The 25,858-nt window shown below is 54.2% G+C and carries 28 protein-coding genes and 1 riboswitch; of the genes, 22 read left to right on the top strand and 6 right to left on the bottom strand.

All coding sequences use genetic code 11. The features are described 5' to 3' along the window. The first annotated feature begins 127 nt into the window (after positions 1–127). Positions 128–1,204, top strand: a complete 1,077-nt coding sequence (locus AC58P5_RS04940; RefSeq protein WP_497384946.1) for a DUF3900 domain-containing protein — start codon at positions 128–130, stop codon at positions 1,202–1,204. Positions 1,205–1,270: 66 nt separating this feature from the next. After that, on the top strand, positions 1,271–1,648 hold the full coding sequence (locus tag AC58P5_RS04935) for a PH domain-containing protein (protein WP_405082675.1): 378 nt from the start codon (positions 1,271–1,273) through the stop codon (positions 1,646–1,648). A gap of 84 nt (positions 1,649–1,732) precedes the next feature. Here the strand turns inward: AC58P5_RS04935 and AC58P5_RS04930 are convergent, their stop codons facing one another. After that, positions 1,733–1,864: a hypothetical protein gene (locus tag AC58P5_RS04930; RefSeq protein WP_009672691.1), complete on the bottom strand. Its 132-nt coding sequence runs from the start codon at positions 1,862–1,864 to the stop codon at positions 1,733–1,735. Positions 1,865–2,065: 201 nt separating this feature from the next. On the opposite strand from AC58P5_RS04930, the gene AC58P5_RS04925 reads away from it, so the two are divergent. Together AC58P5_RS04925 and infC are read left to right on the top strand one after the other, a co-directional pair. Next, the gene (locus AC58P5_RS04925; RefSeq protein WP_497384945.1) at positions 2,066–3,838 is read left to right on the top strand and encodes a L,D-transpeptidase family protein; all 1,773 of its coding nucleotides are present in this window, start codon (positions 2,066–2,068) and stop codon (positions 3,836–3,838) included. 176 nt (positions 3,839–4,014) lie between these two features. Continuing rightward, on the top strand, positions 4,015–4,503 hold the full coding sequence (gene infC / locus AC58P5_RS04920) for a translation initiation factor IF-3 (protein WP_497386029.1): 489 nt from the start codon (positions 4,015–4,017) through the stop codon (positions 4,501–4,503). Between the two features lie 263 nt (positions 4,504–4,766). Here the strand turns inward: infC and AC58P5_RS04915 are convergent, their stop codons facing one another. Both AC58P5_RS04915 and AC58P5_RS04910 read right to left on the bottom strand, forming a co-directional pair. Next, positions 4,767–5,021, bottom strand: coding sequence for a hypothetical protein (locus AC58P5_RS04915; protein WP_497384943.1), 255 nt, complete (start codon positions 5,019–5,021; stop codon positions 4,767–4,769). Positions 5,022–5,184: 163 nt separating this feature from the next. Next, entirely contained in the window at positions 5,185–6,300 is a 1,116-nt protein-coding gene (locus AC58P5_RS04910) for an aminopeptidase (protein WP_497384942.1), read from the bottom strand. 264 nt (positions 6,301–6,564) lie between these two features. Between AC58P5_RS04910 and AC58P5_RS04905 the strand changes: the two genes are divergently transcribed. Together AC58P5_RS04905 and AC58P5_RS04900 are read left to right on the top strand one after the other, a co-directional pair. After that, positions 6,565–7,113, top strand: a complete 549-nt coding sequence (locus AC58P5_RS04905; RefSeq protein WP_497384941.1) for a hypothetical protein — start codon at positions 6,565–6,567, stop codon at positions 7,111–7,113. A gap of 88 nt (positions 7,114–7,201) precedes the next feature. Next, on the top strand, positions 7,202–8,389 hold the full coding sequence (locus tag AC58P5_RS04900; protein WP_497384940.1) for an MFS transporter: 1,188 nt from the start codon (positions 7,202–7,204) through the stop codon (positions 8,387–8,389). Positions 8,390–8,711: 322 nt separating this feature from the next. Here the strand turns inward: AC58P5_RS04900 and udk are convergent, their stop codons facing one another. Beyond that, the gene (gene udk, locus AC58P5_RS04895) at positions 8,712–9,341 is read right to left on the bottom strand and encodes a uridine kinase (protein WP_497384938.1); all 630 of its coding nucleotides are present in this window, start codon (positions 9,339–9,341) and stop codon (positions 8,712–8,714) included. Between the two features lie 122 nt (positions 9,342–9,463). Continuing rightward, complete coding sequence (locus AC58P5_RS04890) at positions 9,464–9,781, bottom strand: hypothetical protein (protein WP_497384937.1); 318 nt, start codon at positions 9,779–9,781, stop codon at positions 9,464–9,466. 232 nt (positions 9,782–10,013) lie between these two features. On the opposite strand from AC58P5_RS04890, the gene AC58P5_RS04885 reads away from it, so the two are divergent. From AC58P5_RS04885 to AC58P5_RS04830, 12 genes are all read left to right on the top strand, one after another. Then, entirely contained in the window at positions 10,014–10,151 is a 138-nt protein-coding gene (locus AC58P5_RS04885) for a hypothetical protein (RefSeq protein WP_497384936.1), read from the top strand. A 293-nt stretch (positions 10,152–10,444) separates the two neighbouring features. Beyond that, a complete protein-coding gene (locus AC58P5_RS04880; protein WP_497384935.1) occupies positions 10,445–11,428 on the top strand; it encodes a metal ABC transporter solute-binding protein, Zn/Mn family in 984 nt (327 codons plus the stop codon). A gap of 48 nt (positions 11,429–11,476) precedes the next feature. Then, the gene (locus tag AC58P5_RS04875; protein ID WP_497384934.1) at positions 11,477–12,244 is read left to right on the top strand and encodes a metal ABC transporter ATP-binding protein; all 768 of its coding nucleotides are present in this window, start codon (positions 11,477–11,479) and stop codon (positions 12,242–12,244) included. Positions 12,245–12,271: 27 nt separating this feature from the next. Beyond that, entirely contained in the window at positions 12,272–13,222 is a 951-nt protein-coding gene (locus AC58P5_RS04870; protein WP_497384933.1) for a metal ABC transporter permease, read from the top strand. Continuing rightward, positions 13,209–14,084 (top strand): metal ABC transporter permease, encoded by an 876-nt coding sequence (locus tag AC58P5_RS04865; RefSeq protein WP_497384932.1) that lies wholly within the window; start codon positions 13,209–13,211, stop codon positions 14,082–14,084. The genes AC58P5_RS04870 and AC58P5_RS04865 overlap by 14 nt, the downstream gene beginning before the upstream one ends. A 284-nt stretch (positions 14,085–14,368) precedes the next feature. Continuing rightward, positions 14,369–15,217, top strand: coding sequence for a patatin-like phospholipase family protein (locus tag AC58P5_RS04860; protein ID WP_497384930.1), 849 nt, complete (start codon positions 14,369–14,371; stop codon positions 15,215–15,217). Between the two features lie 74 nt (positions 15,218–15,291). Further along, positions 15,292–15,404: riboswitch (TPP riboswitch) on the top strand. A gap of 69 nt (positions 15,405–15,473) precedes the next feature. Next, positions 15,474–16,511 carry an ABC transporter substrate-binding protein gene (locus tag AC58P5_RS04855; protein ID WP_497384928.1) on the top strand — a complete coding sequence of 346 codons (1,038 nt, stop codon included), beginning with the start codon at positions 15,474–15,476 and terminating at the stop codon, positions 16,509–16,511. An 89-nt stretch (positions 16,512–16,600) separates the two neighbouring features. Then, positions 16,601–16,894: an MTH1187 family thiamine-binding protein gene (locus AC58P5_RS04850; RefSeq protein WP_497384927.1), complete on the top strand. Its 294-nt coding sequence runs from the start codon at positions 16,601–16,603 to the stop codon at positions 16,892–16,894. Next, complete coding sequence (locus tag AC58P5_RS04845) at positions 16,891–17,652, top strand: ABC transporter permease (protein WP_497384925.1); 762 nt, start codon at positions 16,891–16,893, stop codon at positions 17,650–17,652. The genes AC58P5_RS04850 and AC58P5_RS04845 overlap by 4 nt, the downstream gene beginning before the upstream one ends. Positions 17,653–17,665: 13 nt before the next feature. Next, on the top strand, positions 17,666–18,433 hold the full coding sequence (locus AC58P5_RS04840; RefSeq protein ID WP_497384923.1) for an ABC transporter ATP-binding protein: 768 nt from the start codon (positions 17,666–17,668) through the stop codon (positions 18,431–18,433). Between the two features lie 79 nt (positions 18,434–18,512). Next, positions 18,513–19,397 (top strand): TatD family hydrolase, encoded by an 885-nt coding sequence (locus AC58P5_RS04835; RefSeq protein ID WP_497384922.1) that lies wholly within the window; start codon positions 18,513–18,515, stop codon positions 19,395–19,397. Between the two features lie 35 nt (positions 19,398–19,432). Further along, complete coding sequence (locus AC58P5_RS04830) at positions 19,433–20,002, top strand: DNA-3-methyladenine glycosylase I (protein WP_497384920.1); 570 nt, start codon at positions 19,433–19,435, stop codon at positions 20,000–20,002. 169 nt (positions 20,003–20,171) lie between these two features. On the opposite strand, the gene AC58P5_RS04825 is transcribed toward AC58P5_RS04830, so the two are convergent. Beyond that, positions 20,172–20,471: a hypothetical protein gene (locus tag AC58P5_RS04825; protein ID WP_497384919.1), complete on the bottom strand. Its 300-nt coding sequence runs from the start codon at positions 20,469–20,471 to the stop codon at positions 20,172–20,174. A gap of 443 nt (positions 20,472–20,914) precedes the next feature. Between AC58P5_RS04825 and gnd the strand changes: the two genes are divergently transcribed. The 4 genes from gnd to gntK all read left to right on the top strand — a co-directional run bounded on the left by gnd (position 20,915) and on the right by gntK (position 25,828). Further along, positions 20,915–21,817, top strand: a complete 903-nt coding sequence (gene gnd, locus AC58P5_RS04820; RefSeq protein WP_497384918.1) for a phosphogluconate dehydrogenase (NAD(+)-dependent, decarboxylating) — start codon at positions 20,915–20,917, stop codon at positions 21,815–21,817. A gap of 184 nt (positions 21,818–22,001) precedes the next feature. Then, positions 22,002–22,676, top strand: a complete 675-nt coding sequence (locus AC58P5_RS04815; RefSeq protein WP_497384917.1) for a GntR family transcriptional regulator — start codon at positions 22,002–22,004, stop codon at positions 22,674–22,676. A gap of 149 nt (positions 22,677–22,825) precedes the next feature. After that, positions 22,826–24,187 carry a GntP family permease gene (locus tag AC58P5_RS04810; protein ID WP_497384916.1) on the top strand — a complete coding sequence of 454 codons (1,362 nt, stop codon included), beginning with the start codon at positions 22,826–22,828 and terminating at the stop codon, positions 24,185–24,187. 72 nt (positions 24,188–24,259) lie between these two features. After that, the gene (gene gntK / locus AC58P5_RS04805; RefSeq protein ID WP_497384914.1) at positions 24,260–25,828 is read left to right on the top strand and encodes a gluconokinase; all 1,569 of its coding nucleotides are present in this window, start codon (positions 24,260–24,262) and stop codon (positions 25,826–25,828) included. The last annotated feature ends 30 nt before the right edge of the window (positions 25,829–25,858 follow it).

Raw genomic sequence — 25,858 nt, 5'->3', positions numbered from 1 at the left:
GCTTCCAATAATCACACGGCCTGGCAGTTTTTTTTGTCCGGAATCAGTTTCTTTTGTCAAAAATCGCGGGATTCGCTACAATCATAGAAGGTTAGACAGCAGGTTAACGGATAAAGGGGAAAATAGCATGAAATTCGAAGTGAAATTTATCTCATTTTTTGTCATACGCGAAGAAGGGACGGGTAAGGCTTACCGTCATTTTCAGACTTTGGACGGGGACGCCTACGAAGGCAGTGCGCTGGAACAGTTTCTGGGCGGCGAGTTTGCCAGGCTTGCCAAACGCAAGGTGGAGCGTAATCCGCAGTCCGAGCAGGTTCCGACCAAAATCGGACGGTTTATAACGGAACCGGGATGCGGCCTCGAAACGAATCCGAACTACAATATGTTCGCGAGACTGCGCAGTGCCTCATCCCGGGAGGATTTTCTGAAAGAGAGCGACGAATTGGCTAGAGCCTATATCCAGACAAGCTCGGTACGCAGCGGTGCGCTCATTACGGCCAGCGCCAAGCTGCCGCAGTATTTCGACGAGCCCTTCGTATTCGTAATGAAATGCGATTTCGAGCCCAAAATAGCCCGCATCACGGATGAATCCAGCCTGCTTCATGAAGTGGAAATGGCCATCAACGCGAAAAATATGAAAGCGATCCAGTATCCGTATATGCCGGAGGTCGGCATGATTGAGGACTGGGAGCTGAAAATCCATCAACCTTCACATGCCAAATATTTCGAGGATCTGCTTAAATTCGTGGAATATGAAAAGTCCATGCCCGAGCTGCTTAATCATCAGGTAGTCAATCTGGTTCAGCAGCATATCGAGCAGACGCTGGAAGCCCATCCCGAGCAGAAAGAAGCGGAGGAGAGGGACCTTGAACTCTGGGCGGCGAGCGAGAAGCGCGAGCTGCAGGAGAAATGGGCGCCGGAGCTTGTCATGGAGGCCGCTAACTTTCTTGTGGAGCAGCAGCCGGATCTGGGCATGACCTTTAAGCTCGATCATCTGACGGTAAAAGGGAAGCTGGCCGATTACGGCAGAAAAGTTCATTTTGCCAAGTTCGGCGATCAGTATGTCGTGCTGCTGAGCGGTAGCTCCCTCCACTTCGAGAAGGGAGTTTCACCCGTGGAGCTGCTTCAGCCCGAAGACATCCAGTCCGTGCTGGCCAGGCTGGAACGCGAAGCCGCGCAGGACGCCGACGGCGGAGATTTTTAGAAGGCGGCTCCGGCCCGGCTCAGGGTGTGGTAAAATAAGGATTATGGGCAAGGGAGTTGATGAGCTGTGGGGATCTTGGACGGTTTATTGGGAAACGCCTCGGAAATGTCTCCGGAGAAGCTTCAGAAGGAACTGGAGCCGTTTCTCATTCCGGGAGAGCAGGTGCAGATCGCGTACAAAATCATCCGGGACGGGTTCGTTTTTACGAACAAGCGCCTGATCCTTATCGACAAGCAAGGGGTAACGGGCTCCAAGGTTGAATACATGTCCGTGCCTTACAAAAGCATTATCCGGTTTGCGAAAGAGAGTGCCGGGACGTTCGATCTCGATGCCGAGCTTAAAATCTGGCTGTCGAGTACGCACGAACCTATCGTCAAAAAATTTAACAAAAGCGCCAACATCAATGACGTGTACGCGATGCTGAGCCGGTATGTACTGGGATAAAACGCATGAATAAAGAAAGCCTCCGGACCGAAAGGGCCGAAGGCTTTTTTTCGCGTGAAGACGGAATCCCGCGGAGAAAAGAAGTTACTCCCCTAAAACGTTTTCGGGCTTCGGTTCTGGACCTTTGCCGTCGGCCAGCTTGTCGCCGAACTGGTCGAGTCTGCCCGGATGACTGGCTGGACCGCGATTTTTGGGCTTGCTGTTTCTTCCTGCCATGGAATCCACCTCCGATTATTAGTTTGCTTGCCGGGGGAACAATTCATACACCGTACGGAGGCGGAATAGAGAGAAAAATAGCGAAGGGGCGAGCGCAAAAATTGGCGCACGATTCTAACTATACAAATTGTATTTATGTTGATACAATATGTATCGAACAGCCTATTAATCTCTCATGACGGCAAAAACAGGAGGTAGGGAATGGGAGGAGCGACGAACCGGTTTTCGCATCCTTTGGAACCGCAGCTGGTGCGGGTCAACAAAAATTTGTACATCAGCCGGGGAGACCCGCAGTATTTCGATAAAGTTATCCGCTATGCCGATAAAACGTCTCCCGAAGCACATTTTCGCATGGGAGAGCGGGCAAGGGAGCAGGGGAACCTGTCCAGGGCGCTTTTTCATTATCAAGAGGTGATGAAAACGTACCCCTCTCCGTATTACTCCGATGCCAACCGGGCTGTGCACGAGCTGGCGAAGCGGGAGGAGAGCGACCTGGCGGGAGTCCGGAAAGAGTTGGAGGCGGCAACGGGAAGCAAATTCAATAAATTTTTGCGGACCTTTCTTTATGCGCTTATCGTCATCAATTTGGTCCTGCTGGTCGTTCTTCTCTCCGGAACAGGTGGTAAGCAGACTGCTTCCGCAGCGGAAAACGGATCGTCCCCAAGCTACGAATCGCATGCAGTTCAGCCTCAAGAAGGAAGCAGCTTCTCGCCGGAAGCTGCTTCTTTACGCCCGGAGGAATTTTCGGGCGTAGAACCGGACGAACGGCCTTACCTGCTCCGGGTTGACCCTGACACGGATAACGCTCTCGTGGAGGCTTTGCTTCGGCGGGAAATGGAGAAACTTATGGAACGGAATCCGCAAAAGAGCCGGGTCATTTACGGGATCCGGCAAACCGGCACCGTCACTGAACGTTCGGCGGATACAGCGGCGGGACAAGCGTTCCCGGCCAGCGACCCCGCGGAATTGCAGAACGCTTTCGCGCTGGCGGAATATGTGCCGGCGCTCCGCAAAACCGTGGAGATCACCTATCCGGGTGAAGGCGCTCCGCGCGCCGAGGTGCTGACGCGGCTAGGGACCCAGCTCATCCGGACGGCACTCCGGGCATACGCGGTGGACCACGAAGGGGAATTTCCGGCAAGTCTGGACGAACTGGTCCGCGATTATCCGGGAAATTACCTCAGCTTCGTGCCGCGGGAAGCCGTGACGGGCTCCACCCGGGTGAGCCCGTCTTACGACGGCGGGGGCGGGTGGGTCTACCGGCCCGCCGCCACAGAGGCAGGTTCGGCCCTGACGCCGAACCTGCCGGGAGCCTCGCTTGCGGGCGTTGTTCCTCCCGCAAGATCTGCCGCACAGGCGAACGTCCCGTTCGAGCCTGTGCAGGTGACGGTGAGCAAGCGGGAACACCGCTTGCTCTTAAAGGCTGGAGGCGCGGTGCTGGAGGCCCGCGCCGGAATCGGCCGTCCGGAGTCGCCGACGCCGGACGGCACGTTCGCCGTGCAGGAGCGGGTCACCGCTCCTGCGGGAAAGACCCCGGGCGTGTACGGTGCCGCGGCCCTGGGGCTTGGCGCCATCGCGGTGCACGGCACGGCGGATGCCGCCTCTGTCGGCGCCGGGCGCTCGCTCGGCTGCATCCGGATCGGCGATGCCGACATGCAGGCGCTGTTCGCGCTCGTGCCGAAGGGCAGCGCGGTCCGCATCGCCGGTACTGCGCCTGCCGCCGATGCCCTGTCCGCGTCCGAGGCCGGGCCTGCGTCGGGAGCCGGATCCGCGGCCGATGCCGCGCCTGTCTCGGGAGGGGCGCCTGTAAAGGGCACCGCCGTTCGCATCGCGGGGGCAGTACCCGCCGCCGGCGCTTCGCCGGGAAGCGGCGGGCTCGACCTTGCCGCAGCGGCCGAGGCGCTGCGTCCTCCGGGAGCGCCTGCTCTGCGGGAGCGCGCCCCGGCGGGGACCGTGTTCCACTGGCTGGGCTGACGGCCCCCCGTTATGCCGCTGTGCTCGTATGGGAGGATTCCCTGCCGGGGCCTTTGTATTTCCTTCCCGCATCCCCTACAATAGGAGGGATAGGTAACGGAAACGAACCGGTTCTATAGCGCAGCCATATAACGGCAGAAGTTTCCGGACAGCACAACATCCGGGAGGAACTTATGATGCTTATTATGAACGAGAAAATAAAAGCGGCCGAGGTGGAGCTTACGGGGTTGAACGGGGAAAAGCTCGGGGTACTCCCGAGGGAAGAAGCGCTGAAGCTGGCGAAGGAAGCGGGCGCCGATCTGGTCTGCACGTCTTTGATGAGCAGTCCGCCGCCCTGCAAGCTTGCCGCACGCGGAACGGCGAAGCAGGCGGTCCAGAAAGACAACCAGGCTGCCCGCCGTCAGGACAAGCCTTTGAAAGTAAAGGAGCTGAGGCTCACCGTTCACATCGAAGACCACGACTACGAAACGAAACAGAGGCAGGCCGAGAAGCTTCTGGCTTCCGGGAACGCCGTACAGCTCGTCGTCCGCCTCCAGGGCAAAGAAGGGCCGAAAGCGAAGGCGCTTCTGGAACGGCTGGTTAAGGATCTGTCAGCCGCGGGTACGAAGGAGACGAACATCCAGGTCAGCGGCAAGCAGGCGGCAGTACGCGTCAATCCGTCGTAGAAAGGCGCCTCCGGTATCCGGCTCACAAATGAATGCCTGCTCCCGGGCACTGAGTCAGGGACGGAAAACTAAAAGCGAGGGATTGTCCGCAGGTGACGCTGCATCCGCTGTAATTTCCGCCGAACCCGGCCATGCGGAGCCGTAAGTAAAATTGTGCTGCAATTGCAGCAAGCGGCGTCCTGCAATCCGGCACGTTCCAGCCGGCTCGCAAAAACAAAAGAGCAGTCTCCCTTTCAAATGAGGGGAGACTGCTCTTTTGCCGTTCATATCTGCCCGATCCAATCGGGGCGCGCAACTTCTTTCCAGCGCGCGCGGATCGCTTCCAGCTCTTTCCGCGGAAGCGGGCCCTGCCCGGCCAGCCGCGCGTTCTGCAACCAGCGGTCCGGCTTGCTCGTGCCCACGATCGCCGTTGAAACCCCGGGTACCGATAAGGTGAAGCGCAGCGCTTTTCCGATCGAGTCTTCCAGATCTCCGTTCAGAAAATCGTCTTGCCGTAAGAACGTTGCTCTATCCTGCACCAGCTCCTATCCCTTTACGATTACCCGGGCGAACGTCGGGTCAATCCTTTTGGTACGCACGGGTAAAAAGAAAACAGCTTCAACCCGGTGGGATGAAGCTGTTTCGTGATGCGCATCGCGATAGCTGTACGGGAGCGCTTCGCCGCTGCTATACAGGCTTTGTTTATTTCAGGTTTTCGGGGTTCAGGCACTCCAGCTCGGGAATAACGAAACGTCCGTCCTTGCGGATGAGGACGTCGTCGAACCAGATTTCGCCGCCGCCGTATTCGGGACGCTGAATAAGCACGATATCCCAGTGAACGGAAGAACGGTTGCCGTTGTCGGCGATTTCATAGGCTTGTCCCGGCGTAAAGTGAATGGAACCGTCGATTTTTTCATCGAACAGGGTATCTTTCATCGGGTGCAGAATGTACGGGTTCACGCCGATCGCAAATTCACCGATGTAACGTGCGCCTTCATCCGTATCCAAAATTTCGTTCATGCGGGCGGAGTTGTTGCTCGTCGCTTCAACGATCTTCCCGTTTTCGAATTTCAGGACGACGTTCTCGAATGAAGTTCCCGAATACACGGTAGGCGTATTATAGGAAATGACACCGTTTACGGTGTTGAGCACAGGCGCGGTGTACACTTCGCCGTCGGGAATGTTGCGTTTGCCGCAGCACTTGATCGCCGGAATGTCCTTGATGGAGAACGAAATATCGGTTCCCGGAGAAACAAGGCGCACCTTGTCGGTACGGTTCATGAGCTGGACGAGAGGCTCCATTGCCGTTTCCATTTTGCTGTAGTCAAGGTTGCACACCTGGAAGTAGAAATCTTCGAACGCTTCGGTGCTCGTGTTGGCCAGTTGGGCCATAGAGCCGTTCGGATAACGCATGACGCACCATTTCGTATGGTTGACGCGCTGGTTGGTCACAGGTCTGGCATAAACGCTCATGTACAGCTTCAAGCGGTCTTCCGGAACGTCTGCGGTTTCCGTCACGTTGTCGCCGGCGCGTACGGCCACGTAAGCCTGCATTTCTTTCATGCGGCTCAGTTCGATCACGGCTTTTTTCTCCAGCGTTTCACGGGTAGCGCCAAGCATCATGCTGCGGTTGATCGCCGGATCGCGGAGTTCGACGATTGGATTGCCGCCGGCCGCGTACACTTCTTCGATAAAGCACTTCGCGAGCTCCGGATCTTTAACGCCGATCAGCTCGATCAAAATATTTTCGCCCGGCTGAAGTTCAACCGAATAGTGGATAATGTTGCGTGCAAACGTAACCATTCTTGGATCTCTCATGGGCAGGAACTCCTTCTATGTAAAAAATGTCAGTACGGGGTACTGAAGGCATGCTTCTTCCCATTATAGTACATTTTGGGGATGTGTAGAAGACGGCTCCAAAAATAGTGAAAAAACTGGAACATACATTCTTCTGTCGGTCAATAATTTCGTGAGGTCTGCCGCTCGCCAGTCATTCGGGTGTGTTCATCGGGATCGTTTCGGGTAAAATGAAAGCAACCATGAGATCCTAAACAAATAACGGTAACAAGGAGGCGTTCGCAAGTGGCGAGAGGCAATACGATGGTGCCTTTTGGATACGAGGAGGAGCCGCCCGCTCGGCGCGGCACGCTGCTCGTTTTTGAAACGTTTGAAGACTGGTCGGAGCAGGAAATCGTTCTGGTGGAAGCGATCGCGGACGAGCGCAAATTCAGGAAAGTCGTCTTTTATCCCCAGCATGAGGAAAGCTTGAAGCGGATGGGCGTCCCCTGTGCGGCTGTGTATCACAAGCGGGTGAAGCTGCTGGAAGACCTGATCCGGGAAAAACCGGCGGAGCGGTACACGGTGGACACGTGGGAAGGCAAGCGTAAGAAGTATACCCCCGTCGACACGTCGCTCCGGTTTTTGACGGACAAATACGCCAGCCCTTATTTTGTCATGATGAACGATCATTATGCAGCCATGTTTGCGGGGTACAAAGGCTTCGATGAATGGATCCGCAAGGTCCGTCTGCTCGTCTGGAAGCGGTTCGGCGTGCCGCTCCCGGGCAAGCTGCTGGCTTACGGGGACCGGCTGGACTTTATCGGGGAAAAAGGGGAAAGCGTTGAAGTCTAAAAAAATTAACCGAAGGTCAATTCACAAGCGTTCCAGCCGATGGTACAATAGTCGAGGTGTTTTTCATTAGGCTGGGAGGTTAATCATCATGAACGTATCGTCGTTAAAGACGATGAGTCCGACACGCCGCCTGGTACTTCTGCTGCTGGTTGTCATCATTTCAGGTTTAAGTCAAGGACTTCTGCTTCCGCTGCTGACCATCCTGCTAGAGCAAACAGGCGTATCTTCGGGAGTAAACGGGTTTAACGCCGCTGCCATGTATATCGGCAGCTTCGCGTCCATGTTCGTAGTCGAACGGATTCTGCTCGCCCTCGGGTACAAGAAAATTTTAATTCTCGGAATCGCCATGGAAACAGTGGCTATTTTGCTGATCCCCGTATGGGGAAATCTTACGTTCTGGTTTATTTTGCGGTTCATTATCGGATTCGGGAATTCCATTCTGCATTACACGACGCAGCTGTGGATTCTGACTTCGGCTCCCCCGGAACGCCGGGGCCGTTATATTTCCTATTACGGCATGGCGTACGGAGTCGGCTTCAGCATCGGCCCGGCGGGCATCAATCTGCTCGCGCTCGGTTCCTACGCGCCGTTTTTGACGGTGGCGGTGTTTTACACGGTCGTGATTTTACTGCTGCAAAAGCTTCCCGACCAGAAGATCCAGTCGGAAGGGAAGGAGTCGCCCGGCCAGAAGCGATACGGCAAAGCGGCCAAAATCGCCTGGTTCGCGCTTATACCGACCTTCCTGTACGGATACACCGAAGCGGTGCTGAACAGCAGCTTCCCTCTCTACGGCCTCCGGCTCGGACTCAGCGATACGTCGGTATCGATGCTGCTGCCGCTGGTCGGTTTCGGAGGGCTGATCCTCCAGCTTCCGCTCGGTATGCTGAGCGACAAAATCGGCCGTAAGCCTGTGCTTATGATGGCTGCCGCCATGGGGGCGGCCGCTTTCCTGGCCGTGCCTTTCGCCGGCGGTTCCGTATGGGGAATCGGCCTTCTCCTGCTGATGGCAGGAGGCATGATCGGGTCCTTCTTCTCGCTGGGCTTGGCTTACGCGGCCGACCTGCTTCCGAGGGAGCTTCTGCCGTCAGCCAACGTCATCGGCTCGATATTGTTCAGCATCGGCAGCGTTGTGGGGCCTAATCTGGGGGGACTTGGCATCCAGTATATCTCCCTGAGCAGCCTCTTTTTCCTGCTGGGTTCCGTGTACGTCTTGTTCGTTCTTACGGGACTTGCGATCCGGACCCGGAAAAGGGCAGGGGCCGACCCCGGCAGCTAACCCGTGAAGCGTAAAATGCCCGCGGGTTAGCTGCCGGTTTGCGAGCTGCCGCTGACGGCGGCATCAATCCGACTGCGCGGTAGTGTACGTGCACTTGCTGCCGGCCGGACCGATTTGCCTGCTTATAGCAGACGGAGGTTCGGAACGAGGCAAGCCTCCTTTTTCCAACTCAAAAAGACCTGAATGCAGCCGAGGCTGTATCCAGGTCTTTTTTTCATGAGCGTCCGCGGGCCGCAGCCGCTTCTTCAAGCCTAAGCAAAGGTGAGGTAAAATTTGTGTAACTAAGCGCTCTAACGCGGTAATCCGAAGTTGATCTTCGGAGTTAATTAAGATCGGTCAGCAGCGTATCCATATAGCTTTCCGTCAGAGTCGTGAGCAGGCGTATGCCGATCTCGTTTTCTCCGCCTTCGGGAATGATGATGTCCGCATACTTTTTGGACGGCTCAATAAACGCATCATGCATCGGCTTTACCGTCGTGATGTACTGGTCGACAACCGATTCCAGAGAGCGGCCTCTTTCGTTCGTATCCCGCATGATGCGGCGCAGAATTCTGACGTCCGGGTCCGTGTCGACAAACACTTTGATGTCGAGTGCTTTACGCAGATGCTCGTCTGTCAGGACGTGGATGCCTTCGATCACAATGATCGGCGTGCCTTGAATGTGCAGCGTGTCCGAGGAACGGGCATGCTGTGTAAAATCATATATCGGGACCTGAATCTCGCGGCCTTTCCGAAGTTCCCCGAGATGCTTCAGCAGAAGTTCGTTTTCGAACGCGTTCGGATGATCGTAATTGATTTTGGCGCGTTCATCCATGGACAGCTCGCTGCGGTCCGCATAGTAATTATCCTGGCAAATGAGTGTAACGTTTTTCGTTCCGAGCTCGTCTATGATCGAACGGGCGACCGTTGATTTCCCCGAACCGGTTCCCCCGGCTATCCCAATGACTAACATAAATTATGAAGGCCCTCCCTGTTCAGCGCCCTTTAAGGTGTGGCCGGCGCTTTATATACCCTGAATAGTTTATCATAATGTAGAATTTTTTCAAAAAGAAAAAGCTCCTTTCGGAGCGTAAATCACCGGACTTGCTTCGGCGTATGGTAATGATCTTCGTTTACTTCCAAATCCTGCTTGGCTTGGTGAAGCTGTTCGATCGTCTGCTTGAGCTGCTGGCCGTACTGATCCCCGTCGAACGAGGTGATTTGGGCTTCGGCTTCGGCTACCTGCCGCTTGGCCGAGCCCAGTTTGGCCTGTGCGCGCTGGATCGCATTCGGATCGGCCTGTGTAATGGCCCCCTGAAGCTCATGCTCCGCTTCCTGCGCCGCCAGAATGGCCGAGTCCGCCGCCTCGACGGCATGCCGGATAAACTGCTGGTGCTGCTGACTTTCTACCATGCGTAACAACCTCCTTTTTCTATACGATGTACATTTGGGGGCTGATTCATACGGTTATTTCCCTAAGCGGAACTATTTCCTGGGTAAGCGCAAAACTCGATAAAGCCGCCGAAATTTCGACATAATATTCTGAAAATTAAGATAACGTCCTAAATTCGTACAATAACCCGTTATGGAGTGACGGTATTTGGGCAACCTACGAAAGATAACGACAGTGGAGGTGAATGGGTAAATGCCGTTCAACAAATCGACCAAAATCGATGACAAGCAGAACAAAAGCCGGCTGAAATCGGAAGCTGTGACCTTAAATTCGCGCAAAGCATCGGAATACTCACCGAACTTAAACGAAATTAACAAAAACGAGTCGTAAACTTAAAGAGGAACCGCTCGCTTGTCACACAATCTTAAAAGGCTTGATCCGACGCTGTTTCCGCAAGGGCAGCGTTTCTTTTTTTGTGCCGAATCAGATAAGTTGCGCATGTATAAAAAAGTTTCCCTATTGCAAAATTGTCGTTTATAGTTAATAATAAGTGTGAAAAGAGAACTTTTTTTTGCCCTTTATGTTTCCCTCGGGAAACATATTTTCCTCGTAGAAAGAATGCGTCCGATGACGGGCAAACCGCTGAATAAGTTCGCTTACTAATGATCAGGAGGAGAACAAAAATGAATCGAATGCTTGAACGGGGCACGAAAAAGCGCGGGAGATGGAGAAGCCTTTCCCTAGTTGTTTTGATCGTCGGAAGCGTGATGGCTTTGTCGGCCTGCAGTCCCAAACCTTCCGCAATGGCCGGAGAAAAAACGGGAGACGCATCCAAAGTCCGGATCACGACCACGATCGGTATGATTGCCGATATTGCACGCGAGATAGGCGGAGAACATGTGGAAGTAACCAGCCTGATGAAATCGGGGGTCGATCCCCATCTTTACAAAGCTTCCCAGGGAGACATCTCCAAGCTCGACAAAGCGGCTATCGTTTTTTACAACGGCCTGCATCTGGAAGGGAAAATGACGGAAATTTTAGAACAAATGAGCGGCAAAAAACCGACGGTTGCCGTGTCCGATCCCATTGACCGCAAGGAGCTTCGTTCGGGAGACGATGCCGGTACCCAGTATGACCCTCACATCTGGTTTAATGTGAAGCACTGGATGGCCGCCTCGGAGAAAGTCCGGGATGAGCTGATCAAATTCGATCCCGCTCACGAGCAGGACTACCGCGGCCGGTCCGATGCATACTTGGCGAAATTAAAAGAATTGGATGCCTATGCCCGCTCCGAAATTGCCGCCATACCCGAAGGGGCCCGGGTTCTTGTTACCGCGCACGACGCTTTCGGCTATTTCGGTGACGCATACGGCATCAAGGTCATGGGCCTTCAAGGGATGAGCACGGCTTCCGAATACGGGGCTAAGGATGTGACCGATCTGCGCGATTTTCTGGTGGCCAACAAAATCAAAGCCGTTTTTATCGAATCGAGTGTTCCGCAGAAGGCCATAGACGCCGTCATTGAAGGCGCGAAGCAGAAAGGCCACGAGGTTAAAATCGGAGGCACTTTGTACTCCGACGCGATGGGCGAGGAAGGCACAACCGAAGGGACGTATATCGGGATGGTCCGCCACAATGTCGATACGATCGTGAAAGCTTTGAAATAAACGGACAACACGGACTAAACGGACTAAACGGACAAAGGAGGAATCATCATGCAGACTCAGCATCTCGCGCAGGAGCAGCAGCAAAAGCCGCCTCTGCTCATTGAAGAAATGACCGTCGCTTATCGGAAACAGCCCGTACTCAGGCAAGTCACTTTCGCGGCTCCCGAAGGAAGCCTGGTCGGCATAGTCGGACCGAACGGGGCGGGGAAATCGACCCTGATCAAGGCGGCGCTCGGTTTGATCCCGCGGGTAGAGGGGCGGGTGTCCATTTACGGCAAGCCGTACCGGGAACAGCGCAAACGGGTCGGTTACGTTCCGCAGCGGGAATCGGTGGACTGGGATTTTCCGACGAACGCACTCGATGTCGTTACGATGGGCACCTACGGCAGGCTCGGCTGGTTTCGCAGACCCGGGGGAACGGAACGGAAGCTCGCGCTGGATTGCCTGGACAAGGTCGGGATGGCCGATTTCGCCTCCCGTCAGATCAGCCAATTGTCCGGCGGACAGCAGCAGCGCGTTTTTCTGGCCAGAGCTTTGGCTCAAAACGCGGACCTGTATTTTATGGATGAGCCGTTCGTAGGCGTGGACGCCGCGACGGAACGAGCGATTATCACGCTGCTGGAAGAACTGAAAAATCAGGGGAAAACGGTGCTGGTTGTCCACCATGACTTGTCGACTGTGGAGGAATACTTCGATACGGTCATGCTGCTGAATGTCGGTCTGATTGCCGCGGGTCCCGTATCCGAGGTGTTTAACCGCGGCAATCTTCAGAAAACTTACGGCGGACGGCTGGCACTGCTGGACCGCCGCTTATAGGGAAAGAACGGAAAGGAGGCGTTTGCTTTGCTGGAATGGTTAGGAGCCTTGAAGGATCCCAATACGCAGTGGATTCTCTCCGGCAGTTCGCTGCTGGGACTCAGCGGCGGTGTATTGGGCAGTTTTGCTTATTTGCGTAAGCAGTCTTTAATGGGAGACGCCCTGTCACACGCGGCACTGCCCGGCGTGTGCGCGGCTTTTATGGTGACGGGTTCCAAGTCCATCCTGGGCTTTCTGGCCGGAGCCGCCGTTTCGGGTTTGTTAGCCACGTTAAGTATCGGTTGGATGACCAGGCACTCCAAGTTGAAGCAGGATACGGCTCTGGGTATCGTTTTATCCGTATTTTTTGGATTCGGGATTGTTCTGCTGACTCAGATTCAGCACAGTCCCAGCGGCAACCAGAGCGGATTGGATAAGTTCTTGTTCGGGCAGGCGGCTTCTATGGTCATGAAGGACGTATACACCATGGCGGGCGTTTCCGTTTTGCTCTTGCTTATTTGCTCGCTGTTTTACAAAGAGCTGAAGCTTTCCAGCTTCGATCCGGGTTTTGCCAAAGGAATCGGTTATCCGACCGCCGTGCTCGACCAGTTTGTACTGCTGCTCATTCTGGTTGCCGTTGTGGTAGGCATTCAGGCGGTTGGGGTCGTTCTGATGGCGGCGCTGCTCATCACTCCGGCGGTCGCGGCGAGATATTGGACGGAAAAACTCGGAACCATGGTCGTTTTGTCCGGTTTGTTCGGTGCGATGAGCGGCGCATTGGGCACACTGCTCAGTACGATCGGCAGCAATATGCCGACAGGTCCGCTCAGCGTTCTTGCGGCAACGGCCTGGTTCCTGGTTTCGCTCGTCTTCGGCACGCGCAAGGGACTCATGCCCAAACTTCTGCAGAAATGGTCGGTATCCCGTTCGGTTCAAAAGGCGAAACTCCCGTATGGCGGCAAGAGAGCTCAGAGGGAAGGGGTGAGTGTCGGTGATTAGCGGATGGATTATCCTTACCGGCGTTCTTGCCGCTTGTGCCTGCTCTCTGGTCGGGTGTTTCCTTGTGCTGCGGAATATGGCCATGATCGGCGACGCCATCAGTCATTCCGTGCTGCCGGGCATTGTGATCGCATTTCTGATCAGCGGCTCCCGGGATTCCTTCGTCATGATGCTGGGGGCATCCGCGGTCGGTCTGCTCACGGTTTTTTTAATCCAGTTTTTCAAGCAAAGCGGAGTGCAGGCCGATGCTTCCATCGGTGTTGTCTTTACGGCGCTTTTTGCGGTAGGTGTCGTGCTTGTCAGCCTATATGCGGGACATATCGACCTGGATCTGGATTGCGTCCTGTACGGCGAAATTGCTTACGTTCCTTGGGATACACTCACGATTGCGGGAATAGCCGCGGGGCCCAAAGCGGTCTGGGCGATCGGCCTTACTTTTCTTGTCAGCCTCCTGCTCATCGGGATATTTTATAAGCAGTTCAAAATCTGTTCGTTCGATCCTGCGATGGCGGCGGCCTTGGGAATTCCCGTCGCGCTGTTCCATTATCTGCTTATGGGGCTCGTTTCGATGACGACCGTAGCTTCGTTTGAAAGCGTAGGCGCTATTCTTGTCGTCGGGATGCTCGTTGTGCCGCCTGCCGCAGCTTATCTCCTGACGGAACGGCTGGTTGTCATGATTCCGCTCAGTATGGGGATCGGGGCTGCAAGCGCGGTTTTGGGTTACGGGCTAGCTTATGTGCTGGATGCTTCCATAGCAGGCTGTATGATTTGTGCTGCGGGAGGGCTATTCCTGCTTGCCTTCCTGTTCTCACCCTCCCAAGGCATTGTCGTCCGCAAATGGAGCCGGACCCGCCTCTCTTAAGGCGAGGGACAGGGCAATGAAAACCGTCTGCGGGAAATTATGCGCGCCGGCTGAATCGAAAAGGAATAACAAGGTTTGAAAAAGGTCTGAAAACCGAAAGCCCGCATAAGAGCGGGTTTTTATTTTTGTTTTCTTTCAGGAAGCGGATTTGATAGGGATAGCTCGAGACGACATTCAAAAGCGAGAAAAACCCGATAAAATCAGGCTGCGTGCCGTTTTGTTTAGCGGTAAAATTGTAGTATGCTAATCATACTGGAACGAGAGATATGAAGGGAGGGACAGAAATGGCTTCACTTGGTTTGGTGCTTGAGGGGGGAGGAATGCGCGGCGTTTATACCGCGGGGGTCCTCGAGTATTTAATGGAGAAGGACTGGTATGTTCCTTACGTAATCGGCGTTTCTGCCGGCGCATGCAATGCCGCATCGTATCTTTCCCGGCAGCCCGGGCGCAATAAGAAAGTCACGATCGGTTTCATTACCGACCGCAGATATATCAGTTATCGCAATCTGATCCGGGAAAAAAGCATCTTCGGGATGGATTTTATCTTCGACGAAATCCCGAATAACCTGGTTCCTTTCGATTTTCAGACGTTTTACGGGGAAAGTCATGAACTGGTGATCGGAACGACCGATGCACTAAGCGGAGAAGCTGTTTTTTTCCGGAAAAACGAAGCGCCCCAAATGTCGCTGTCGCTTATCCGGGCTTCAAGCTCGCTGCCGTTCGTCTCCCAGCCCGTGCTGTATCAGGAGAGAACGCTGTTTGACGGCGGCATCACGGCGCCCATTCCGATTCACCAGTCGATGAAAGACGGGAACGAACGCAATATCGTGGTGCTCACCCGCCCGAAAGGTTACCGGAAGAAACCGTTCAAGCAGCAGTGGCTGGCTCAGCGGTTTTATCCGTCTTACCCGGGCCTTGTCCGCGCTATGGTGGAGCGCAGCCTGGTTTACAACCGGACGTTGGATGACATCGAGCGGCTGGAGCGGGAGGGCAAAGTCATCGTGATCCGTCCGTCAGCCCCGTTCAAGGTAGGACGGATGGAGAAGGATGCGTCCAAGCTCGAAGCGCTGCACGATCTGGGCTACAAAGACGCCGCGGAAGCGAAAGAAAGATTGCGGGAGTGGCTGTCATAGCGGACAAGCCTTGCCCTTTATATGGACAAACGGGGACCGTATGCTATAATAGACCCAGAAATGCACGACAACCGAATAAGACGCAGGGGTGCTGGAATCGGCCGGCTGAGATTGTATCCCATAAAGATACTGACCCTTACACCTGATCTGGATAATGCCAGCGTAGGAAATCGTACGGATACTATCCGATTTTATGTGCGCTCCCGATCAGGGGGCGCTTTTTGGTTTGTCTGCGGATAAAGAAGGAGAGAAGACGATGAAACGGGTCATACGTACAACAGCGCTTGCCGCGGCTTTTGCCGTTGCGCTTGCCGGATGCGGCAAATCAGGGGGAAATGAAGGGGCGCAAACGTCGCCGGGAACGGCGCAGACGCCTGCAGCGGTTCAGAAAACGGACATTAAGATCGTTCTGGATTGGTCGCCCAATACGAATCATACCGGCCTTTACGTCGCCAAAGCCAAAGGCTATTTTGCGGACAAAGGGTTGAATGTGGACATCATCCAGCCGGGAGCGGGAGGCGCGGACGCTATGGTCGCTTCGGGTGCCGCGGACTTCGGCGTAAGCTACCAGGAGGGAATTACGCAGGCCCGTACGCAAAGCGTGCCGATCGTTTCCATTGCGGCGATTATTCAGCATAATACGTCGGGATTCGCATCTCCGGCCGCTAAAAATATCAAGAAGCCTAAAGATTTCGAAGGCAAAACATACGGCGGGTGGGGATCTCCGGCCGAGAATGCCATGATCGACTCGCTGATGCAGACCGATAAGGCCGATCCGTCCAAGGTGAAAATCGTCAATATGGGCGACGCGGATTTCTTTACCGCCGTGAAGCGCGATATTGATTTTGCCTGGATTTATTACGGTTGGACAGGCATTGAATCCGAGCTTCGCAAGGAGCCGCTGAATATGGTTTATCTAACCGACTATTCGAAACAGCTCGATTACTATACACCTGTCCTCTCCACCAGCGAGAAAGTGATCAAAGAAAAGCCCGAGCTCGTGAAATCGTTCCTGGAGGCGGCTTCGAAAGGCTACCAGTTCGCGATCGACAAGCCCGAAGAGGCGGCGGGCGTTCTGTCCGAAGCGGTGCCCGAGCTGGACAAAAACCTCGTGCTCGCGAGCCAGAAATGGCTGAGCCCGAAATACAAGGACGATGCTCCGCGTTGGGGCGAGCAGAAAAAAGAAGTGTGGGAAAATTACGCGAAATGGATGCTCGATCACAAGCTTCTGGAGAAAAGCCTGGAAGCGGACAAGGCATTCACGAACGAGTTTTTGCCCGCAGCTGGCAAGTAACGTCCGGAACGGAGAAACAGTCCATCCGGTTTCCCTTATACGTTCATAGATGATGCCGTTCTGCGAAGTTCGGCGAGGAGGATTTTCTTATGGCTAATGCACTCGTCAGTATTCAGATTATCCCGAAAACGAAAAACGGGGAAGATGTGATCCCCTATGTGGACCGCGCAATCGAAGTGATTCAGCAGTCCGGCGTCAAGCATGAAGTTCACCCGCTTGAAACGACGATGGAAGGCGATTTAAACGAACTGCTGGACGTGGTCCGGAAAATGAACGAAGCGATGATCGAGATCGGCAGCCCCAATGTCATCTCACAAGTGAAGATTTATTTTAATCCCGAGGGCGCATCGATGGACAAGCTGACGGAGAAATATCGTCCATGATCCGATCCTTATGGAAGAAAGGATGGCCGCCTTTATTGACGGCCATCCTTCTGCTGCTTTTATGGCAGCTTGGCGTCACTTGGGCCGGTACGCCGGCCTGGAGGCTTCCGGCTCCCCTGCAGATCGTGGAGGAAGGCATCCGGCAGGCGCCCCTGCTGGGCAAGCACGTGAGCTTTACGGTCTCCATTACGCTGCTAGGCTTTGCCATCGGATCGGCGCTCGGGCTGCTCATTGCCTGTCTGCTTCATGTGATCCCGGGAATGAAGGCGGCTTTCTATCCGCTGCTGGTCTTGTCCCAGAACGTTCCGACGATCGCGCTGGCGCCGCTCTTGATGATCTGGTTCGGCTTCGGGCTGCTGCCGAAGCTTATTGTCATTACGCTTGTCTGTTTCTTTCCGGTGACGGTTGCGGCACTCGGAGGCTTGTCGAACCCCGATCCGGGCATGCACCGGTATCTGGAAATGATCGGAGCACGGCGCAACCAGTTATTCTGGAAACTGGAGCTTCCTTACGCTCTGCCGTCCGTCTTTTCGGGTCTGAAAATTTCCGCCACCTACAGCGTCATGGGCGGGGTTATCGCCGAATGGCTCGGTTCCGATAAAGGAATCGGGGTTTTTATGCTGCTGGCCAAGTCTTCCTTCCGCACGGACCGCGTGTTCGTGGCCATCTTCCTTATTGTCGTTCTGAGTCTCCTTCTGTTCGGAGCCATCGTGCTGCTGGAAAAATGGACCGTCCGCTGGAAACCCGATAAACATTAGGAGGAATAAAGCGATGAAAAAACTGGAATTAAAAGAAATTTCCAAGTCGTTCTCCACGGGCGGAAGCGATACGAAAATTCTTAACGGGATTAACCTTCATGTGAACGAAGGCGAATTTGTTTCTCTGATCGGTCCTTCCGGCAGCGGCAAAACGACGTTGTTTCACCTCATAGGAGGATTGATTCGGCCGTCGTCGGGTCAGATTTTAATGGAGGGCAGTGACGTGACCGGCAAGAAGGGGCTCGTCAGCTATATGCCCCAGCAGGCGTCTTTGTTTCCGTGGAGGAATGTGGAAGAGAACGTGATCATGGCCCGGGAAACGGCAGGCCTGCCTAAAGCGGAATCGCTGGATCTCGCCAGGGAATGGCTGGCTAAAGTGGGCCTCCAAGGCTATGAAAAGGAGCATCCTCACGTCTTGTCGGGCGGAATGCAGCAGCGCGTCTCGTTTCTGCGGGCTCTGCTCAGTCCTCAGGAACTGATGTGCCTGGATGAGCCGTTCGGTGCGCTGGATGCGTTGACTCGTGAAGACATGCAGCACTGGCTGCTTAAGATATGGGAGCAGAATAAACGCTCCGTTCTGTTCATTACGCACAGTCTGGAAGAGGCTCTGCTGCTGTCGGACCGCATTTATCTGCTGTCGGATAAGCCGACCAGGATCGAAAGGGAAGTCATCGTTCCTTTCGAGCGTCCGCGGGCGCTCACGATTACGGAAGACCCGGCGTTTATCTCGATGAAAAGAGAACTGATCAATCTTATGAAGTCCGTAGGAAGCGGAAGCTGAACCATTAGGCTCCCGCTTCCTGCGGGCTATCTTGTATATCGGCAGGTCACGGAGTGACCGGAAACGGAGGCTGCGAGAAATGAAGGAACCGTTGATTGATTTGAAGAGGGACGAAGCCGAAGCCGAAGTTGATCGTCAGGTGCACAGTCCGGACGAACTTTGCTATATCGATGCCCATATCCATTTGGACCAGTATGGTGAGCAGGAGCGGGCTTTGATTTTCCAGGATATTGCGGAGGGTATTCCCGTCTCCATGCTGCTTGCCGTGTCTATGAACCTATCCTCTTGCGTGAGAACCCGGCAGCTTTACCGCCGGTATCCCCATATAGTCCGGCCCGCCTACGGATTTCATCCGGAGCAGCAGCTTCCCACGGCGGATGAACTCGCGGAGCTGCTGGACTGGATGGAACAGACCGTTCACGAGGCCGCCGCGATAGGGGAAGTCGGTCTGCCTTATTACATGCGGACGGAAGCGGAGAAGGCCGGGCAAGCATTTTATTTGCAGCCGTACATCGATTTGCTGGAGCGCTTTATCTCTTTTGCCGCTAAACACAACAAGCCGGTCGTTTTACACGCCGTATACGAAGACGCGGACCTCGTGCTTGATCTGCTGGAGCGTTATAAAATAGAACGTGCCCATTTTCACTGGTTTAAGGGCTCGGAAAAAACAGTCGAACGTATGATCGGTTTAGGGTATTATATATCTATAACCCCGGACATCTCCTACGAAGAGGAAATCAGGCAGTTGGCAGCCCGTTATCCGCTGGAGCTGATTATGGCCGAAACGGACGGTCCCTGGCCGTTCGAAGGAGCTTACGCCGGCAGGATGACACATCCCCTGATGGTGGCTGACGTTGTGAGACATATAGCCGGGATTAAATCGGTCACGGTAGAAGAAGCGGCTGCGCAAGTGTACGGCAACACCTGCACCTTTTATAGGCTGCAGCCGAAAGATTCCCGATGACGGATAAAGCATGAAACGGGAGGCGTATATACAAAATGGAGCTTATACGGTGCGGCTGGGTCAATCAGGACCCACTCTACATGGATTATCACGATCACGAATGGGGAGTTCCGCAGCGGGACGACCGGAAGTTGTTTGAAATGCTGTGTCTCGAAGGCGCTCAGGCCGGTTTAAGCTGGTATACGGTGCTTAAGAAGAGGGAGCATTACAGGAACGTGTACGACGGGTTCGATGCGGAGAAAATTGCGGGCTACGGTGAGGACAAACTGGCCGAGCTGCTCCAGGATCCGGGAATTATCCGCAACCGGCTGAAAGTAAACGCGTTTGTCCGCAACGCGCAGGCGTTTCTGCAGATTCGGGAAAAAACCGGCAGCTTTGCCGATTACATCTGGAGTTTTGTTGACGGGCAGCCCGTGCAGAACCAATGGAATTCGCTGCATGAAGTGCCAGCCAGCACTCCTCAATCGGATGCGATGAGCAAGGCCCTCAAAAAAGACGGATTCACATTCGTAGGCTCAACGATCTGCTATGCGTACATGCAGGCATCGGGACTGGTCAACGATCATTTGACGACCTGTATGTGTCATCCGGCCAACCAAACATAAAAAATGGCCGTTCTTAAGCGGGGGGAGAATAGGTCCGGAAAAAAATCATGTTAAATGAGGAATAATTCGTACTCGTTCGAGAAGAACAGGGTTAGAATACGAGAAGAAAAAAGGGAACCTCTACAGCTGGGGTTCCCTTTCGGTTTGTAAAGGGGGTATGCCGGGCGGTTCAGGCGTACAACAGGATCTTCTCCTGCAGGCTTGCACGAATGAATTCGATGCGCTTGCGGATATAAAAATCGAGTGCCGCGCCTTTAAGCTCTCGGGGAGAAACACGGGTGTCTGTATCGTTATCTATAATGGTGACGGAGCCGTCATCAAAAAATTTAAAAGTCAGGTCATCCCATTGAGCATTCGTTTCGCCCAGCAGGTCATGGATCTGCCATGAATGCAGAGATTCCGTATCATTCAACATTTTCTGAAACCAAAAATCGCGTTCGATGAAGCGAACATTTTTCCACAGACTCATAGCAAAACCCTCCTTGGGACGCATACGACGGGTATGCGAACGAATGTTTGTTTTTAGTATATCAAACGTTTGTTCCCGTGTGAAGTAGTTTTGCCATATTTTTTCTGAAAATGGCAATCATTTTCGTGAAAAATCCGTCATTTTCTATCCGAAAGCGGGAATAATAGGGCAAACGACTGAAAAAGACAATTGGAAAATGCCGAATCAACCTCGTAAAACACGCTTAAAAAGACGAAAATGAGCGCAGGTGGAAGTAAACAAAGGATTCTATAAAGTATGACTTTCAACAATAAGGAATTATTTGCAATATATACGGTTCGTAAAAAAGAACATTTTTCCGTTTTATAGAGCGCTTTCAAAAAGAGTGTTTACAGAATCCGCGAACGGAGTTATGATAAAAACATATCTTGTATACAAGTATACCAGAAGGGGAAATAGACATCATGAGAATCGGTATGGTCGGTCTGGGTAAGATGGGTTACAATCTCGTTCAAAATTTGCTCCGTCACGGACATGAGGCAGTTGTATTCGATAAAGATCCCGATCCGGGAAAGCGGCTCGCCGAGCTGGGCGCCGTTCCGTCGGAAAGCCTGGAGGAACTGGTAGCGAAACTTCCAGCTCCCAGAACGGTGTGGATGATGGTGCCTGCAGGTAAAATCGTCGACAGCGTGATTGATTCGCTGCTTCCGCTTCTTCAAGCGGGTGACGTGCTTATTGACGGAGGAAATTCCCACTATAAGGAATCGGTGGAGCGTTCCGAAAAGCTCGCCGCACAAGGGATTCATTACATGGATGTCGGAACTTCCGGAGGAACGGAAGGAGCCGAGCACGGCGGCTGTTTCATGATCGGGGGGAACAAGGAAGCGTTCGGGAAAATCGAGCCTTTGTTCCGCGACATGGCCGTCGATAAAGGGTATCTATATGCGGGCAAAAGCGGTTCGGGCCATTTCCTTAAAATGGTTCACAACGGAATCGAATACGGGATGATGCAGGCTATCGCGGAAGGCTTTGAGGTGCTCGATAAAAGCGGCTTCGACTTCGATTACGAGAAGGTAGCCGAAGTATGGTCGAACGGCTCCGTTATCCGGGGCTGGCTGATGGAGCTGGCCGGACAGGCTTTCTCCAAAGATCCCAAGCTGGAAGGAATCCGCGGCGTTATGCAGAGCTCGGGCGAGGGCAAGTGGACCGTGGAAACCGCGCTGGATCTCGGAGCGAATGCGCCGGTCATCGCGATGTCTTTGTTCATGCGCTACCGTTCGCTGGAAACGGACACGTTCCACGGCAAAGTTGTGGCCGCGCTGCGGGGCGAGTTCGGCGGACATGCCGTCGTACGCAGCGGCGATTGATACGAATGCATACCGCCGGAAGGCTGCTGACCGATAGCTCCCCGGCATGGATGCTCCGGCTGAAGATATGCTACAATTGACGTGACTTTGGAAGGCGGGAAAAGAGCGGTCCGATTGGACGGCTTTTCATCCGCCGGATAAGGTCAGCGTACCTTTAGCCCAATGGTAAGGAGAGTTGTGCATCATGCGTTATCCGTCTGCGTGGCTCAGAGGCGTTTCTTTGGGAGAGTCCATCGCCAGCGAATTAAGGCTGCAAATTATTAGCGGGAGCATCAAGCCCGGTGAAGTGATTTCCGAAAACCGCATCGCATCCGATTTCGGCACAAGCCGTTCGCCTGTCCGGGAAGCCCTGAAAGTGTTGTCCAACGAAGGTCTGATCCGTCTGGAACGCATGGGAGCGGTCGTGTTGGGGCTAAGCCAGACAGATGTGCAGGAGTTATACGATGTCCGTTTTATTATCGAAAGTTTCGTGCAGGACAGGCTTGCACAAGCAAATCAGGCATCACTGATCGGTAAGCTGAACCAGATTATCGATAGGATGGAGCTGGCGGTCAAGCACGGCGACCCCGAGGATTTCGCTTTTCAGGACATTACGTTTCACGAAACGATTATCGAAGCGGCCCGCCATAAAAGAGTGCTGCATTTGTGGACCAGCATCCGGCAGATCGTCATCACGGTTCTGCTCATTACAACGGATGAAGTTTTTTCGCAGGGAGAAGAGAAGCTCCTGGCCGTAATCGAGAAACACCGCACCATCGTGAGAGGTCTTGAAACCCATGATCCCGCTGTTATCGGGCAAGTGGTCCGCAATTATTTCGCCGATTCTCGGCAAACTCTTGAAAACAGCTTACCTACTTAAAAAACGTGTGAAATGTGAGCGGCCGGTAAAAGGGCGCTTGCGTACGAATAAACTTGTCGACATGTATACAACATAACGATTCCGGCAGTAACCGAATGAAAGCGCTATTAGGCGGTAAAATTTTTGAATCACACATCTGGAGGTCAGTCATGAACAGCATTTTCGGACTTAGTCATTCCGTCACTTTATTAGTCTGGACTCTGATTTCGATTGTGTTTTTAGTGGTATTTATCGCTAAATTCAAATGGAATCCGTTTGTTACCCTCATTATTTCGGCTCTCATGCTCGGCCTTCTGTCCGGGATGAAAGCTCAGGATGTCATTAAAGCGGTCACCGGCGGTTTAGGCGGCACTTTGGGCACGATCGCGATCGTCATCGCGCTGGGGACCATGCTCGGCAAAATGATGGCGGAATCCGGCGGCGCCGAAAAAATCGCGACGACTCTGGTCGACCGGTTCGGTGAAAAACGTGTCCACTGGGCCATGATGGTCGTCGGTTTTATCGTCGGGATTCCCGTGTTTTTCGAAGTGGGGCTGATTCTGCTCATTCCGATCGTCTTTACCGTGGCACGCAAAACGAAAATGCCGCTTCTGCAGATCGGAATTCCGATTCTGGCCGGTCTTTCGACGGTGCACGGCTTGGTTCCGCCTCATCCCGCTCCGATGATCGCCATTGATGCGTACAAGGCTGATTTAGGCAAAACGATTCTTTACTCGCTGTTGATCGGACTGCCGACGGCGATTATTGCCGGACCTCTGTTCGGTAAATTTATCGGAAAACGGATCCAGGCCGAACCGCCGGCCAAATTGGCCGAACAGTTTGCCGTAAGCGAAAACCGGAATCTGCCCGGCTTCGGTATTACGCTGTTTACGATTCTCCTGCCGGTCATCCTCATGCTGGTCGGCTCCGTTGCCAACATTGTCGATCCGAAAAGCACGAGCAGCCTGACCGTTTTCTGCGAATTCATCGGGCACGAAATTATCGCGCTGCTGATCGCCGTCGTGTTTTCTTTCTTCTCGCTCGGCTTTGCCCGCGGCTTCAAAAAAGAAGACATCTCGCGCTTCACGAGCGAATGTCTGGCGCCTACGGCGACGATTATCCTCATTATCGGCGGAGGCGGCGCGTTCAAGCAGGTTCTGATCAGCAGCGGCGTAGGAGCCGCAATCGCCGAATTCGCTACACAGGCTAACGTTAACGTAATCCTGTTCGCTTGGCTCGTAGCGGCTCTGATCCGGGTTGCCACCGGCTCCGCAACGGTAGCGATGACGACCGCAGCCGGCATTGTAGCGCCGGTGCTCGCGCTAACGCCGGGCGCTAACCTGGAGCTTGTCGTTCTTGCGACGGGCGCGGGTTCCATCGTCCTGTCCCATGTCAACGACGCCGGGTTCTGGATGGTGAAGGAATTTTTCAACTTGTCGGTTCCGCAGACACTGAAGTCATGGACGGTCATGGAAACCCTGCTGTCGGTTATCGGTCTGGCCTTCATTATGATTCTAAGTGTGTTTGTTTAAGGAACGTTCCGCAGACAGCCCGGGCACATACGTCCGGGCCGTCAGTCTTAAGAGAGAAAGAAGGAGTAGGAAATGAACAGCATGACCCGCTATATGATCGGAGTCGATATCGGAACAACGAGCACTAAAGCGGTGCTTTTCGAAGAAAACGGAAAGGTCGCCGCCAAAGCGGGCGGCGGCTATCCGTTGTATACCCCGACCTCGTCAACAGCCGAGCAGGACCCGGATGAGATCTTCCAGGCTGTCCTTAAATCGGTGAGAAGCGTCATGGACCAAGCCCGGATACTGCCGGGCGAGGTTCTTTTCGTTTCTTTCAGCTCCGCCATGCACAGTGTGCTTCCGGTAGATCGAGACGGAAAACCGCTGATGCGCTGCTTGACCTGGGCGGATAACCGGAGCGCGGAGTGGTCAGGGCGGCTCAAAAAAGACTTGGGCGGCCACGAGCTTTACCTGCGTACGGGCACGCCGGTCCATCCGATGTCGCCGCTGACCAAGCTGATGTGGCTCCGCCACGATCATCCCGAGATTTTCGGCCAAACGGCCAAATTCATTTCGATCAAAGAATATGTATTTGCCAAGCTGTTCGGGACGTATCTCGTCGATCACTCCGTCGCTTCGTCCACGGGCCTTTTCAACCTGCAGGCGCTGGACTGGGACGCGCAGGCGCTCGAGCTTGCCGGAATAACTCCCGACAGGCTGTCCAGGCCCGTACCGACGACTCATGTCGTCGAAGGCTTGAACGCGTCTTACGCGGCCGAGATGGGCCTTGCGCCGTCTACGCCGTTTGTCGTCGGAGCGAGCGACGGCGTCCTGTCTAACCTCGGCGTAAACGCGATAGAACCCGGGGTGGTCGCCGCGACGATCGGGACCAGCGGAGCCATCCGCACGGTCGTGGACCGGCCGGTAACCGATCCGAAAGGGCGCATTTTCTGCTATGCGCTGACGGAGAAGTACTGGGTGATCGGAGGGCCGGTCAACAACGGGGGAATGCTGTTCCGCTGGGTGCGCGACGAGTTGGCCGCCTCGGAAGTGGAGGCCGCCAAACGGCTCGGCATCGACTCCTACGATCTGCTGACCCAGATCGCCGGACAAGTTCGCCCCGGTTCCGACGGGCTCCTTTTCCATCCGTACTTAAGCGGGGAGAGGGCTCCCCTGTGGAATCCGGACGCGCGCGGATCTTTCTTCGGCTTGACCCTGCACCACAAGAAAGAGCATATGATCCGTGCGGTGCTGGAAGGGGTCATTTTCAACCTGTACACGGTGCTGCTGGCCATGGAAGAGAAAATCGGACGCCCGGCGAGAATACACGCGACCGGCGGCTTTGCGCGCTCGGCTCTCTGGAGGCAGATGATGGCCGACATTTTCGATCAGGAAGTCATCATTCCCGAAAGCATTGAGAGCTCCTGTCTGGGGGCGGCCGTGCTGGGCTTGTATGCGACAGGCCGGGTCGATTCCCTCGGCGTCGTTTCCGGAATGATCGGAGCCACGCATAAGCATGAGCCGGATAAGGCCAATGCCCGCATATACCACAAGCTTCTCCCGATCTTCATCGGGCTGTCACGCAAGCTGGAAGAGGAATATTCGGCGATCGCCGCTTTCCAGCAGGAAGTGTTTAAGGCTGGAAACGAACCTGTAAATTAGATGGTAAAAATATTCATAAAATTAAAGCAT

The sequence above is a fragment of the Paenibacillus sp. JT31N7 genome (genome assembly GCF_059692095.1).
This window is presented reverse-complemented; position numbering and strand designations above follow the sequence as displayed.

Coding starts and splice junctions, on each gene's coding strand:
- AC58P5_RS04940 (WP_497384946.1), top strand. CDS start 128: ATGAAATTCGAAGTGAAATTTATCTCATTTTTTGTCATACGCGAAGAA.
- AC58P5_RS04930 (WP_009672691.1), bottom strand. CDS start 1,864: ATGGCAGGAAGAAACAGCAAGCCCAAAAATCGCGGTCCAGCCAGTCAT.
- AC58P5_RS04925 (WP_497384945.1), top strand. CDS start 2,066: ATGGGAGGAGCGACGAACCGGTTTTCGCATCCTTTGGAACCGCAGCTG.
- infC (WP_497386029.1), top strand. CDS start 4,015: ATGCTTATTATGAACGAGAAAATAAAAGCGGCCGAGGTGGAGCTTACG.
- AC58P5_RS04910 (WP_497384942.1), bottom strand. CDS start 6,300: ATGAGAGATCCAAGAATGGTTACGTTTGCACGCAACATTATCCACTAT.
- AC58P5_RS04900 (WP_497384940.1), top strand. CDS start 7,202: ATGAACGTATCGTCGTTAAAGACGATGAGTCCGACACGCCGCCTGGTA.
- udk (WP_497384938.1), bottom strand. CDS start 9,341: ATGTTAGTCATTGGGATAGCCGGGGGAACCGGTTCGGGGAAATCAACG.
- AC58P5_RS04890 (WP_497384937.1), bottom strand. CDS start 9,781: ATGGTAGAAAGTCAGCAGCACCAGCAGTTTATCCGGCATGCCGTCGAG.
- AC58P5_RS04885 (WP_497384936.1), top strand. CDS start 10,014: ATGCCGTTCAACAAATCGACCAAAATCGATGACAAGCAGAACAAAAGC.
- AC58P5_RS04880 (WP_497384935.1), top strand. CDS start 10,445: ATGAATCGAATGCTTGAACGGGGCACGAAAAAGCGCGGGAGATGGAGA.
- AC58P5_RS04875 (WP_497384934.1), top strand. CDS start 11,477: ATGCAGACTCAGCATCTCGCGCAGGAGCAGCAGCAAAAGCCGCCTCTG.
- AC58P5_RS04860 (WP_497384930.1), top strand. CDS start 14,369: ATGGCTTCACTTGGTTTGGTGCTTGAGGGGGGAGGAATGCGCGGCGTT.
- AC58P5_RS04855 (WP_497384928.1), top strand. CDS start 15,474: ATGAAACGGGTCATACGTACAACAGCGCTTGCCGCGGCTTTTGCCGTT.
- AC58P5_RS04850 (WP_497384927.1), top strand. CDS start 16,601: ATGGCTAATGCACTCGTCAGTATTCAGATTATCCCGAAAACGAAAAAC.
- AC58P5_RS04845 (WP_497384925.1), top strand. CDS start 16,891: ATGATCCGATCCTTATGGAAGAAAGGATGGCCGCCTTTATTGACGGCC.
- AC58P5_RS04840 (WP_497384923.1), top strand. CDS start 17,666: ATGAAAAAACTGGAATTAAAAGAAATTTCCAAGTCGTTCTCCACGGGC.
- AC58P5_RS04835 (WP_497384922.1), top strand. CDS start 18,513: ATGAAGGAACCGTTGATTGATTTGAAGAGGGACGAAGCCGAAGCCGAA.
- AC58P5_RS04830 (WP_497384920.1), top strand. CDS start 19,433: ATGGAGCTTATACGGTGCGGCTGGGTCAATCAGGACCCACTCTACATG.
- AC58P5_RS04825 (WP_497384919.1), bottom strand. CDS start 20,471: ATGAGTCTGTGGAAAAATGTTCGCTTCATCGAACGCGATTTTTGGTTT.
- gnd (WP_497384918.1), top strand. CDS start 20,915: ATGAGAATCGGTATGGTCGGTCTGGGTAAGATGGGTTACAATCTCGTT.
- AC58P5_RS04815 (WP_497384917.1), top strand. CDS start 22,002: ATGCGTTATCCGTCTGCGTGGCTCAGAGGCGTTTCTTTGGGAGAGTCC.
- AC58P5_RS04810 (WP_497384916.1), top strand. CDS start 22,826: ATGAACAGCATTTTCGGACTTAGTCATTCCGTCACTTTATTAGTCTGG.
- gntK (WP_497384914.1), top strand. CDS start 24,260: ATGAACAGCATGACCCGCTATATGATCGGAGTCGATATCGGAACAACG.